The following is an 11,462-nucleotide window of genomic DNA, read 5'->3' as shown; positions in this document are numbered from 1 at the left end:
GATGCGCAAGCTGTCTTCACTTAAGGCGAAACGCTTCTTGTCGTTCGTCGCAACCACTTCGTGAAGCAGTTCCAGCGTGATCGCTTTTCCATGAGCGTTTGCTTGGGTAATCAATTCGTCGATCGCGAGCCAACCTTCCGGGTCTAGCTTTGCACCAATCACTTCGGGACGATGCCGAAGGACTAAGCTAAGAAACTTGCTGATGGAGACGAGTTTATCTTTAGATTTCATGACTGAGATTGTACCGCAAACGACAAAACGCCCGCGACAGAGATTTCCGTCACGGGCGTTTCGATCTTTAGCCTTTCGTCCTACAGCTCAACGGCTTCGACCTCGCGGACGAAACGGTTGGTGTCGGACTCTAGGAAGTTGCTAACGACGTTGAACACTGCGTCGCTGAAGCCTCCGATGTTCAGGATGTCCTGTCGATCGGGTGCTTGCGTGTTGCCGTATGGGGCGATGTCGATGCAGACCAACTTCGGATCGGCGATGCCGGCCGCTGCTTGCGTCTTCTTGAACTTCTCCCATTCGGTCATGACGCCAGTCGAACCGCCTCGGCCGTATCCGTAGACACGTCCCGAGTTGATCCAGCTTTCGTTGTCGCTGACCAGGACGATTCCAGCAAACGTACGCTTTGCGTAACGCTTGTTGGCCCCGCCTTCGCCATTTGCAACACGCAACGGCAACGACACATCTGTTCCGCCACCACCGTACTTCGACAGCCGTGCCGACAGGCTCAGGATCGAATCGCTTGGATCGATTTTCGTCGTGTAGGCTTGCGTGTCGAACGGAATGACGACGCTGTCCGGGTTGCGACGCAGGATCGCTGCGGCGAACAACGCGGCGACGTCAACGCAACGCATCTTCGACGCGCGGCCTCGACCTTGCCAACCCGTCACCGAGCATCCCATCGATCCAGACGTGTCCAGACCGATGATGACCGGCGCCGGCAACTGCGGAATGTTGCCACATGCGATCTCCGCCGCGTCATGCAACGCTGACTTGATCTTGTGTGGAACCTCGTCCGCAGCGTTCAGGTACGCCGCCAAGAACTGGTACGGGAACTGACGTGAACGTCGAATCGCCTCCGGATCCGCGATGCGGCCGGCAACGTAATCGATCATTGCATCGTCAGGCTTGCCAGCACCACTAGCAGGCTCAGTGTTCTTGAAAACGTCGTGACGCAACAGCGTGTTCAGGTTCATGCGCAGTGCCTGAGGTCCCATCTGGCGGGCGATTGCCTTCCAGACGAGCGGACCCTTGGCCGCGTCGGCCAGCAAGTCCCAACGAACGACCAACTCACCAGCGATCAACGCCTGAGCCTCTTCGGACTCTGCAGATCGGAACGCCGTCAGCGACTGAACCTCGGCCGGCAAGTCTGCTTCCGTCGCCGGAGCCCACTTGTCGACAGGCTTATCGGTCAGCCAACCGAACAGCGCTCGACGAGCGTCATTCTTCGGGGTCGGGCGTGCCATTCGCAGGACGTCGCGCAGGCTCGGATCGTTACCGATTGAGCTTGACAGCAACTTACCCGTCGAAGCGTCGTTCAGCCAACGCTGGAACGCACGCTGAAGCGAAGACGACAGACCCTTGCGACCGAACTGGCCTGAACGAACCATTTGGAACACCGTGCGCAGAACGCGACCGTTGTCAGCGACTCGGTCAAAGACCTTGTGCATCAGCGCCGTGTCGCGAGTCGACAGCGTGACCAACAATGCCGCCGGCATGTCCTTCATGTAAGCACGCTCACGTGAGTAGACCGCCAGTTTCGCCAGGAACTCGTTGTCGTCGACTTCGTCGATCAGCTTTCGCAGTTGGTCAAGCTGATCCGAGGCCGTCGCGTAGAACACGTTTCCGAACGTACCGGTAGCCGCCAGCTGCGCGAGCGCGTGCTTTGCCGGGAACTTGTACGCTGGACCACCAGCTTCGTTGACGGTGGTTGCTCGTGGTAGAACGCTAGTGATGCTTGAAAATAGACTCTTGTTGGCCATGGTCGAAGTTTGAAGAGTGAGGGGTGAAGAGTGAAAGGAAAGGCCGGTAGAATTCGGTCCTGACACGCGTGCTAGGGGGTATTGGTGTATGAAGAGTGATTTACCGGATCGAACGTTCGCGTTTGCAAAGCGAATTGTGAAACTCTGCCAGGCTTTGGAAGAGCATCAAGGCGTTGCTCAAACGCTTAGCCGTCAGTTGATTCGATCTGGTACTTCGATAGGTGCAAACGTCGAAGAGGGGCAAGCCAGCCAGAGCCGCAAGGATTTTCGACTTAAGTACAACATCGCGTGCAAAGAAGCTCGCGAGACGTTGTACTGGCTTCGCCTACTCGCCGAATGCGAAATCATCGACAGCAAGCGACTTGACCCGCTGATGGATGAGTGCAACGAGCTGATCTCGATCCTGACGGCAATCGCCAAGAAACTTCGAGACTAGTTTTCACACTTCACCCATCACTCTTCAAACTTCTTCAGTTGTGATGCATTTGGAAAACAAAACGCGATCGACGAAGCGGTTGGAAGTTTGAAGGGTGAAGTTCGAAGTTTGAAATGTCGGATCCCAGTCTCCTTTTCACTCTTCATCCTTCCAACTTCAAACTTCCGAGGGTGCACTCCAACTCGGCAGTCAATCGTGTATTGTTGGCGACGAGGTTGTCGTTCAGAAGCATCAGATAGACGACCAGCGATGCTGGACGGGACTCGAACCCGCTTCTCGTGCAGGCACGTGTCTTAATCCATGTATTCCAAACTGGCAGTCGCCATGTTCGTGTTCAAAAGCAACCGACGAGGTGTTGACCAGAGGCTTTTTTTCCGCGTGTCTTCCAATTGCACCACTACGATCGTGGATCGCAGACGGGATTCGAACCCGCAAGGTCTTTCGACCACAGAACCCTATGTACTCCGAATCGGCAGTCAGTTGTGTATGGTTGGCGACGAAGCGTTTGGAAGTTTGAAGTGGGAAGTTCGAAGTTTGAAGCTGCGGAACCGAGATTTCTTTCACACTTCACCCTTCTAACTTCAGACTTCCAAATGTGTACTCCAAATCGGCAGTCGCCGTGTTTTGTAAAAGCCCGACGAAGTGGTCGTCGAGATCGCTGTTCGCCTCCATCACTTGCGTGAGTGGAAGCAAACGCCGCTCTTACCTATCGCTTTCGCGATTGGCAGTGGGCACACACGATTGCATCTACGAGAGATGGAAACCGTGTTCACTTCCTTCGGTCGCCCGAAGGATCGCTACCTTAGGACCGTCATAGTTACGATGTAATCCCAACAGGCAGTCGAGCTTTGTATTGGTTTGCGACGGATCGACGAGGTAACAGCTCAGATGGGACACATTTTCAAGATGTAATCCAAGCCTGCAGTCGATTCGTCAGAAACGCTGGTGGGAGTCGAACCCACTTCGACCGGGTTGCAGCCGGTTGCCTGGCCCCCTGGCTCCAGCGTTAGGATAGGGGTGAGTCTTGAGTTGTGAGTCCTGAGAAAACGAGAAATGAAATATGCGGGATCATCGAAAGTTGCGAGCCTTTGAGTTGGCCGACCAGCTTGTTATGTCCGTTTACTCTGCAACCAGGACATTTCCAAAGGACGAAATGTTCGGGCTGACCTCACAACTTCGCCGAGCTTCCGTATCTATCGCGTCGAACATCGTCGAAGGGTGTGCACGAAACTCTGAAGCAGATTTCTTGCGTTTCCTTGACATGGCATTTGGATCCATTCGCGAGGTTGAGTATCAACTAACAATCGCAAAACGTCTCGAATACACGTCGAGCGATGCGGCCGAACAACTCGCGAGCCAAGCCGACGAAACGGCAAGAGTCCTCGCCGGACTAATTCGCTCACTCCGCTCGACCGCCTGATTTCTGCTCACCTCGAGACTCATCCCTCAAGACTCGCTACTCTCTCTCCCTAAAAGTAGTCGTCTCGATTGGAGCCATCAAAAGTGGCCCGACTTGAGACAACATCGCTTGAATCGCAGTCCGCTGCCGCACGGGCAGGGATCATTGCGTCCCAGCTTTTCCTCGAGTTGCTTGTCGCCGTGGACGATTCGCACTCCACATTTGACGTGAGTTTCCGATGGGAAGCCGCGTCGACGTTTACTCATCGGCTCGAAAGCAATGGTCTTCGCTGTGCTCGTGTTCGTATCGCATTGGTCCGCTCCCTGATTGAGTGGTCGACACTGACTGTAAACATGTTGTTGATTAAGACTCGCTGATGCCTTCCGGGTTCGCAGCAATCCTGATCCAAGTTGCGTCGACGCGTGATTCGACCCGATCACGGATCTCAGCGAAGAACCATTCCAACGGTTCCGTCGACTTGCCGGCCGTGCATCCGTCGACGATCAGGAATGCCAGGAACAAATCCCAGTCTTCGATCAGGTCGAGCAGTCGATCAAGGCGATCGGTGTAATCGCCTCCGTAGCGGTGCTTTTTCCAGAGCGCAAATGGCTCATCGTGGAACTGAACCATGTTCAGTAAATCGGGATCGCTGACATACTTCGCCAGGAATTGCCGTGCCAGAGACGCGTGGCTCCGCGGATCTGCGATCGCGACGCCGGACTTTGCATCGGGCTTGAATGTGTCGTGCGTGTGAATCAGAAATCGCAGCTTACCCGCCTCTTCGCCGGACAATTGCGGTTTAAGTTGTTCGAGGTTGTCTTTGAGTTCAGCGATGTGTTTCCGAATGGAACCTTCCGGGTGCCCGGATCGGGGTTTACCCCAATCGAGGTTCGCTTCGTAGGCGGGATCCGATCGGATGCTGTTTAGGATGTCTTCGTAGTTTGTCATGGTGTTCCCTCACCTATTCATTGTGAGTGTTGTTAGTCTTCCGGCAGATCCTGACGGCTCAATTGGTCGGCGCGTTTCAGGATCGTTGGCAGTCGATGCGGACCGTGCATCGCGCCGATATTGACGACAGCTTGGGCGATCGGGACTCCAACGGCCGTGATGTACAGTGGCCGATCGCTCTTACCTCGTCGGAGCTCCGTTGCATGATCCGTGTCTTTGAACGGATTCTTGGCGACTCCAATGACCGGCACCTCGCGATTCAGCGTTTCGTACAAATGGGCTCCCAATCCAGGGCGATGATTTCCATCCAGCCACACGTAGCCGTCGACGACGATACAAGTCGGTGGTTGTTTCAGCTTGTCCAGTACCGCCTGAATGCACGGCAGCTCTCGACGGTAGAACTCGCCCGGCTGATAGTCCTTCACTTCATGGATTTTCGCCACGTGCTCGGCTGCCGGTCGCGAGGCTCGCCAGTTGTTGATGACAACGCACGCCGCTCTCGCCGCAGTGTCGGTGTATCCCACATCCAGGCAAGCAATCATGGGGAAGTTTGAATTGTGAAGGGTGAAGTTTGAAAAAGAAAACGGTAGATTGCTGCCACAACACAGGGGTTTGCAATGAAAAGCGATTTGCCGGACCGGACATTTGCATTTGCCGAACGCATTGTACGCCTTTGCATGGCGTTCGAGTCCAAAGGGAAGGTCTCGGCTACTCTTGCGAATCAATTGCTTCGATCTGGGACATCGGTCGGGGCAAACGTTGAGGAAGCACAGGCAAGTCAGAGCAACAAGGATTTTGTCCACAAGTATTCGATCGCCTGCAAGGAGGCCCGAGAGACGCACTACTGGCTTCGATTGCTCTCCGCAACCGAGTTACTGCCAGCAGCACGTCTCGAACCTTTGACTGTCGAAGCAGATGGCGTCTTCGGCATCGTCCGTAAATGGAACGTAACTCGGTTTCGGATGCACACTCATGAAGTTACCACCGCCGGGCTCGAAGTCGGCCCACCATTTCGCAACGTCAAGAATGGCATCGCATAATCAGCCAATCTTTGTTGGACGCATTGGTCGCTTCGCCGAAGACTTCGGCGTACTGTTTGCGAAGGTCGCGGACGGAGCATTTCTCCATCTTCCGAACCTCTCTGGTCACGTTGAGTGCCATTTGTGGGGTCTCCTTCTCGAGCATCTCGGGTGCGTTAACCGTTGTGGACAGTCAGCCCGGAGTCGCTAGAAGACTCAAGCCGAGATGCGGCGGAGTCGCCAGAGATTGGCAAAGAAGTGGAACCATCCCGCTCGGTTGCTTTGGACAATCCGGCTCGACGATTCAGACGCATCAGCCCGATCGCCAGGATTTCGACGACACGTTGTTCAAGCTGCTCGGCGGACAGCTCGCCAGCAGATAGATCTTCGGTGAGAAATAGCGATGACACAGAATGCTCCTCAAGTGGAAACAATCCGCGCCAAGTGCCTGCGATGCTCGCCCAGCCAAAGCCAACGGAAAAGAAGTTAACAGCCAGCGAGATTTACCTACCCGGTTCACGCCCGGGCCGACGAACGGGATTCGTCGAACTTCCAACTATGGCTTCGTAGCTCTCGCGGCGCCGAGCAATCGACAAAGAATACCGGCAATGTTCCAGGCATCGTCGTCTCCCCGGTGGTGAGTGCCTTCCATCGGAAGGTTCACGAGTCTCGGTGTTTCGGTTCGCTCCAGCAGAACCCATCCAGCTAAAATCTGTCCCTATAGTGTCGTCCAATCAATTTTGTTGGTAGAGACTGTATCGAAAACGATTTCAACGGAAACACTTCGGTGACGGAACAATCACTTATCTACAGTGTCGGCACGCAGGTGGTCGCTCAGAAAGAAGTCATGGCGGCCAATGATCGCATTGCGCATCCGGCGGGCGCTGTCGGTGTGATCGTCCGGTCGCCAGTGGATCGCACGCACGCCTACCGCGTGAAGTTCAGTGACGGTTTCGAGGCCCCGATCCATCACGACCAACTCGTTCGGCTGGCGGAATTCAAATCAAACAGCATCCGTGATAACGACGCGCCGCTGATGAGTTCGGGCTTGTACGATCGCGTGATCTATCGCTGTGTAATCGGATCGCGGGCTTACGGCCTGGAAGACGAAGCGTCGGATACCGATCGCCGTGGAATCTACCTGCCGGCGGCCGACCTGCACTGGTCGCTGTTCGGGGTTCCGGAGCAACTAGAAAACGATGAGACGCAAGAGGTTTACTGGGAGCTGCAGAAGTTCATTGTGCTCGCACTGAAGGCGAACCCGAATGTGCTCGAGTGCCTCTATTCTCCAATCGTTGAATCGGCGACTCCGCTGGGCGAAGAACTACTTGAGATGCGATCTGCATTCCTCTCGAAGCTCATCTTCCAGACGTTCTCTGGATACGTTGCATCGCAGTTCAAAAAGATGCAAACCGACATCCGCAATCAGGGACGAGTGAAGTGGAAACACGTGATGCACTTGATCCGGTTGCTGCTGTCTGGAACCCACGTGTTGCGTTCGGGTGAGATGATGGTGGACGTCGGCCAGTATCGTGACCAATTGTTGACGATCAAACGAGGTGAAATGCCGTTCGCCGAAGCAGACTCGTGGCGGAAGGAACTGCAAAGTGATTTTGAGTCTGCGTTCAAAACAACCAAACTCCCGGACCGTCCCGACTACGAGCGTGCCAACGCATTCCTAGTCGACGCACGCCGACGAGCGATGGAGGAGTCATTGCCATGACCGATGCCAGCACGATTGACCACGCGAAGATGATGCAGCACGTCAAGTCGCATCCGTACCCGCTGCTTTTCGCAACCATCAGTGGAGCCCATCTCTATGGTTTCCCTTCGCCCGATTCCGACTTCGATCTCCGTGGCGTTCACATGTTGCCACTTGAGACCATCGTCGGACTCGATGAAGGTGATCAAACCGTGGAGAAAGAGGGCATCTACGACGGTCTCGAAATCGATTTGGTCACGCATGACGTGGAAAAGTTCTTTCGGTTGATGTTGAAGCGGAACGGGTATGTGCTTGAGCAGATCTTCTCGCCGCTGGTGGTGTACAGCACGCCCGAGCACGAGGAGCTCAAGTCGATCGCCAAGAACTGCATCACGCGTCACCACGCACATCACTATCTCGGATTTGCCGCGACGCAGCGGAAGCTCTTTGCCAAGGAGTCACCGCCGCGCGTCAAGCCGCTGCTGTACGTCTATCGCGTGCTGCTGACGGGGATTCACCTGATGCGCACCGGCGAGGTCGAAGCCAACCTGCTCACACTGAACGAGTCGGCAAAGCTCTCGTATATCGATGAACTCGCGGACCGCAAGCGTTCTGGCCCGGAGAAAGGAACGCTTCAAGCTGCCGACCTGGCATTCCACACCCGAGAATACGAGCGACTGACCGCCGAGCTCGAGTCGGCCTACGAAGCCAGCAAGCTTCCCGAGATGCCATCAGGTCGTGATGAGCTGAATGATCTGCTGGTGCGTTTGCGGCTGCGGTGAAATTGTAGTGGATGAGGTGACGAATCCCTCACGCTGGGACTCGTCGCCTCGTCCACTACGAAAAAAGGCGAACCAATCCTTCGAGAGGGTGTCTCTGCTTCGGTCCGTCAATTCTGGAAACCCAATGACTACTTTCACCACAACATCAACATCATCAACGACCGACTCGTCATTCGACGGCGAGGCGGGGATGGTGCGTCGTGGTTGAAGTCTAAGTTCAAAACGATTCGCAAAGCCCGCCCGGTGTTTCACTTGGCGGGCTTTTTTTGTGGATTGCCGGTTCGTGATTGACGGCGTTTTCCTGTTTCTTCGTTTCCGTTCATCTGGCGCTCACGCAGGGCAAAAAGGTTGCCGAGGCTGCTCACCTCGGCCGCTGGCGATCGGTGCGAAACGTTTCCTTTACCAAGGAGTTTGCGAGCTATGGTTCAGAACGAAATGACGCGAAATGGCAAGGTGTCGGTCAACGTCGGCACGATCGGTCACATCGACCACGGCAAAACGACTCTGACTTCTGCCCTGTTGCGCGTTCAATCCGAGAAGGGACTGGCCAAGTACAAGTCGTACGAATCGATCGCCAAAGGCGGCATTGTTCGTGACAAGAACAAGACCGTGACGGTGATCGCTTCGCATGTGAAGTACGAGACCGCTGGTCGCAACTACGCCCACATCGACTGTCCCGGTCACGCCGATTACATCAAGAACATGATCACTGGTGCGGCTCAAATGGACGGCGCGGTGTTGTTGGTGTCTGCGGCTGATGGTCCGATGCCACAGACTCGCGAGCACTTGTTGCTGGCCCGACAAGTTGGCGTTCCGCACTTGGTCGTGTTCATGAATAAATGTGACTTGGTTGAAGACGCCGAATTGCTCGAGCTGGTCGAACTGGATTTGCGCGAGTTGCTCAATGAGTACGGTTACGACGGCGAAAAGACTCCGGTCATTCGCGGATCGGCCAAGCTGGCGCACGACGATCCCACGAATCCAGAGGCAATCGAGTGCATTGAGCGGCTGTTAGATGCACTGGACCGCTGGATTCCCGATCCCGTTCGTCTGATCGACAAGCCGTTCTTGATGCCGATTGAGAACGTTTATTCGATTGCTGGCCGCGGCACCGTCGTGACCGGGAAGATCGAGCAGGGAATGGTTCGCGCCGGTGACAGCGTCGAGATCCTCGGACTGAGATCCGCGACCGCGACGGACGTGATCACGCAAGTGGAATCGTTCGGCGAGGTCTTGGAGGCCGGAAACGCTGGTGACAATGTTGGTGTGTTGCTTCGAAAGACGGCTCACAGCGAGATCACCAAAGGCCAAGTTTTGGCGAAGGCGGGAACGTTGACTCCGCATCGCGAATTCGAGGCCGAAGTGTACGTGTTGAAGAAAGAGGAAGGAGGCCGGCACACGCCGTTTTTCGACGACTATGCTCCTCAGTTCTTCTTCCGAACGACGAACGTCACCGGCAGCGCAAACGTGCTGGGCGGAATCGACATGGCGATGCCCGGCGACGGCGTGCAGTTGAAAGTCACGCTGAAACAACCGATCGCGGTCGCTGACGGTGACCGTTTCGCCATCCGCGAAGGCGGCAGGACCGTCGGATCGGGCGTGGTGACACGAGTCGTCGGTTAGATCGACGACAATTGGATAGCATTGCACAACGCTCGCGGCGGAGAGATCCGTCGCGGGCGTTTTGGTTCTATTGAAGTATTCGATATTTGGCGAGACTAAAAGTGACAGCGATAATCTGGATTCTCGAATCCGAACTGTTCCCAAGTTCCCACGCAAGGCTGCGGCGGGCGATCAATGACGCTGGGCATCGCGTCGTTGAGTCACGGGATGATTGGTGGCTGGACGAACCACCCCAATTCGATCAGCAGACACCGGTTGTTTTTCATGGGTCGCTCGGCAATGCGGCCGTCATTGAGATGAAGGCGAATTGGTCTCCCGGCTCATTTTGTCCAGTGAACGATTTTTGCTGCACGGCTTGGTACCCGAGAGCGAGTATGTGGTTATTGCATCGCGATTGGCGGTGTGTGCCGGCGAATGACTTGGTCGCCAATGCTGCCGACGTCGCAAGCTCGATTGGATGCACTGATCGTATTTTTGTTCGACCAGACAGCCCCCTGAAACCTTTTAGCGGTCGCGTGCTGGATGTAGATTCAATTTCCCTCAAGGCACTCGACCATGGGTTCTACTACGAAGACGAAACGCTTCCGGTTATTGTCGCGCCGGTCGCCAACGTTGGACGCGAGTGGCGTTTTGTTATCGTTGATGGACAAGTGATTGCTGGCAGCAGCTACGACGCGGAAACACGGCGTGCATCATCCGCAGGCGAGGACTCGAATGCTCTCGACCTGGCTGAGGAGATCGCATCCTCCATGGAACCGCCATCGCCGGTCTACGTCTTGGACATCTGCGAGGTGGACGATGAATGCCGTCTACTTGAGCTGAATCCGTTTGGAGGAGCCGACTTGTACGATTGCGACCCCCAAGCCATCGTGAAAGCTGTGTCTGATCATGCCATACGGAGTATTAAATCGTGAACAGAATCGAAGGTGACCTACTGAAATTTGCTGGCGAGGGCCGTTTCGACGTGATCATTCACGGATGCAATTATTTTTGCACGATGGGGGCAGGCATCGCAAAGGCTATCCGCGACCGATTTCCAGCCGCGTATGAAGCAGATTTAGCAACCGAGAAAGGGAGCCGTGAGAAGTTGGGCTCTTATTCATCAGCCGATGTATCGATCGACGATCACCAACTCACCGTCGTAAACGCGTACACGCAGTTCAACTATCGTGGCGCCGGCGTAAAAGCCGACTACGACGCGATCCGAAAGGTGTTTGGCAAGATCAGATCCGACTTCAAGGGTAAACGAATCGGATACCCAATGCTCGGTGCCGGTTTGGCTGGTGGTGATTGGGATACAATCAGTTCGATCATCAATGAAGAGCTTGAGGGAGAAGACCACACGTTGGTTGTGTTCAAGCCTTCGTAGCTGCCGCGTCAATGAATGGATCGGCGGAGGAACGGATTAGCTCGATCAACTCCGGATCCATGAACTGGTAATCGTCTGGAATATGCAAGACTTCGATTGGCAGGAACTTGGTCTCGCCGGGGAAGTCTGCGAGCAAACGATGGCGATGTTTGTCTTCCATCACAGGACTAAATCCGCCCACGCGAGATCGGCA

Annotated in this window: 14 protein-coding genes and 1 tRNA gene; 8 read left to right on the top strand and 7 right to left on the bottom strand. The window is 55.1% G+C overall.

Features of this window, described 5'->3' with window-relative positions; translation table 11 throughout:
- On the bottom strand, positions 1-231 hold a 231-nt coding region (locus H1B37_RS26085; RefSeq protein WP_182870215.1), incomplete at its 3' end, for an RNA 2'-phosphotransferase.
- Positions 232-311: 80 nt separating this feature from the next.
- A complete protein-coding gene (locus tag H1B37_RS26080; RefSeq protein WP_182870214.1) occupies positions 312-1,991 on the bottom strand; it encodes a TROVE domain-containing protein in 1,680 nt (559 codons plus the stop codon).
- Positions 1,992-2,079: 88 nt separating this feature from the next.
- Between H1B37_RS26080 and H1B37_RS26075 the strand changes: the two genes are divergently transcribed.
- A complete protein-coding gene (locus tag H1B37_RS26075; protein WP_182870213.1) occupies positions 2,080-2,427 on the top strand; it encodes a four helix bundle protein in 348 nt (115 codons plus the stop codon).
- A 937-nt stretch (positions 2,428-3,364) separates the two neighbouring features.
- On the opposite strand, the gene H1B37_RS26070 is transcribed toward H1B37_RS26075, so the two are convergent.
- A tRNA-Cys gene (locus tag H1B37_RS26070) sits at positions 3,365-3,435 on the bottom strand.
- Between the two features lie 52 nt (positions 3,436-3,487).
- Here H1B37_RS26070 and H1B37_RS26065 point away from each other — a divergent pair.
- On the top strand, positions 3,488-3,847 hold the full coding sequence (locus H1B37_RS26065; protein ID WP_182870212.1) for a four helix bundle protein: 360 nt from the start codon (positions 3,488-3,490) through the stop codon (positions 3,845-3,847).
- Positions 3,848-3,924: 77 nt separating this feature from the next.
- Here H1B37_RS26065 and H1B37_RS26060 read toward each other — a convergent pair whose 3' ends face one another.
- The 3 genes from H1B37_RS26060 to H1B37_RS26050 all read right to left on the bottom strand — a co-directional run bounded on the left by H1B37_RS26060 (position 3,925) and on the right by H1B37_RS26050 (position 5,316).
- A complete protein-coding gene (locus H1B37_RS26060; RefSeq protein ID WP_182870211.1) occupies positions 3,925-4,092 on the bottom strand; it encodes an SEC-C metal-binding domain-containing protein in 168 nt (55 codons plus the stop codon).
- A 97-nt stretch (positions 4,093-4,189) separates the two neighbouring features.
- On the bottom strand, positions 4,190-4,774 hold the full coding sequence (locus H1B37_RS26055) for a hypothetical protein (RefSeq protein WP_182870210.1): 585 nt from the start codon (positions 4,772-4,774) through the stop codon (positions 4,190-4,192).
- Positions 4,775-4,806: 32 nt separating this feature from the next.
- Positions 4,807-5,316 (bottom strand): endonuclease V, encoded by a 510-nt coding sequence (locus H1B37_RS26050; protein WP_182870209.1) that lies wholly within the window; start codon positions 5,314-5,316, stop codon positions 4,807-4,809.
- A 75-nt stretch (positions 5,317-5,391) separates the two neighbouring features.
- On the opposite strand from H1B37_RS26050, the gene H1B37_RS26045 reads away from it, so the two are divergent.
- The 6 genes from H1B37_RS26045 (at position 5,392) to H1B37_RS26020 (ending at position 11,269) form a co-directional block, all read left to right on the top strand.
- Complete coding sequence (locus H1B37_RS26045) at positions 5,392-5,814, top strand: four helix bundle protein (RefSeq protein ID WP_182870208.1); 423 nt, start codon at positions 5,392-5,394, stop codon at positions 5,812-5,814.
- Between the two features lie 826 nt (positions 5,815-6,640).
- Entirely contained in the window at positions 6,641-7,516 is an 876-nt protein-coding gene (locus H1B37_RS26040) for a nucleotidyltransferase domain-containing protein (protein ID WP_182870216.1), read from the top strand.
- Complete coding sequence (locus tag H1B37_RS26035; RefSeq protein WP_182870207.1) at positions 7,513-8,277, top strand: nucleotidyltransferase domain-containing protein; 765 nt, start codon at positions 7,513-7,515, stop codon at positions 8,275-8,277. The genes H1B37_RS26040 and H1B37_RS26035 overlap by 4 nt, the downstream gene beginning before the upstream one ends.
- A 420-nt stretch (positions 8,278-8,697) precedes the next feature.
- Complete coding sequence (tuf, locus tag H1B37_RS26030; RefSeq protein ID WP_182870206.1) at positions 8,698-9,900, top strand: elongation factor Tu; 1,203 nt, start codon at positions 8,698-8,700, stop codon at positions 9,898-9,900.
- Positions 9,901-10,001: 101 nt separating this feature from the next.
- Positions 10,002-10,814 carry an ATP-grasp domain-containing protein gene (locus H1B37_RS26025; RefSeq protein ID WP_182870205.1) on the top strand — a complete coding sequence of 271 codons (813 nt, stop codon included), beginning with the start codon at positions 10,002-10,004 and terminating at the stop codon, positions 10,812-10,814.
- Positions 10,811-11,269: a macro domain-containing protein gene (locus H1B37_RS26020; RefSeq protein ID WP_182870204.1), complete on the top strand. Its 459-nt coding sequence runs from the start codon at positions 10,811-10,813 to the stop codon at positions 11,267-11,269. The genes H1B37_RS26025 and H1B37_RS26020 overlap by 4 nt, the downstream gene beginning before the upstream one ends.
- Here H1B37_RS26020 and H1B37_RS34100 read toward each other — a convergent pair.
- Positions 11,256-11,432 (bottom strand): hypothetical protein, encoded by a 177-nt coding sequence (locus H1B37_RS34100; RefSeq protein ID WP_286178197.1) that lies wholly within the window; start codon positions 11,430-11,432, stop codon positions 11,256-11,258. The two genes, H1B37_RS26020 and H1B37_RS34100, sit on opposite strands and share 14 nt — an antisense overlap.
- Between the last annotated feature and the right edge of the window lie 30 nt (positions 11,433-11,462).

This window comes from Stieleria mannarensis, from assembly GCF_014154935.1.
Lineage (GTDB): Bacteria > Planctomycetota > Planctomycetia > Pirellulales > Pirellulaceae > Stieleria > Stieleria mannarensis.
This window is presented reverse-complemented; position numbering and strand designations above follow the sequence as displayed.

Bases quoted from the DNA above. Each gene is read 5' to 3' on its own strand.
- H1B37_RS26040 (WP_182870216.1), top strand. From the start codon at position 6,641: ATGGCGGCCAATGATCGCATTGCGCATCCGGCGGGCGCTGTCGGTGTG.
- H1B37_RS26050 (WP_182870209.1), bottom strand. From the start codon at position 5,316: ATGATTGCTTGCCTGGATGTGGGATACACCGACACTGCGGCGAGAGCG.
- H1B37_RS26035 (WP_182870207.1), top strand. From the start codon at position 7,513: ATGACCGATGCCAGCACGATTGACCACGCGAAGATGATGCAGCACGTC.
- H1B37_RS26045 (WP_182870208.1), top strand. From the start codon at position 5,392: ATGAAAAGCGATTTGCCGGACCGGACATTTGCATTTGCCGAACGCATT.
- H1B37_RS26080 (WP_182870214.1), bottom strand. From the start codon at position 1,991: ATGGCCAACAAGAGTCTATTTTCAAGCATCACTAGCGTTCTACCACGA.
- H1B37_RS26075 (WP_182870213.1), top strand. From the start codon at position 2,080: ATGAAGAGTGATTTACCGGATCGAACGTTCGCGTTTGCAAAGCGAATT.
- tuf (WP_182870206.1), top strand. From the start codon at position 8,698: ATGGTTCAGAACGAAATGACGCGAAATGGCAAGGTGTCGGTCAACGTC.
- H1B37_RS26060 (WP_182870211.1), bottom strand. From the start codon at position 4,092: ATGAGTAAACGTCGACGCGGCTTCCCATCGGAAACTCACGTCAAATGT.
- H1B37_RS26055 (WP_182870210.1), bottom strand. From the start codon at position 4,774: ATGACAAACTACGAAGACATCCTAAACAGCATCCGATCGGATCCCGCC.
- H1B37_RS26065 (WP_182870212.1), top strand. From the start codon at position 3,488: ATGCGGGATCATCGAAAGTTGCGAGCCTTTGAGTTGGCCGACCAGCTT.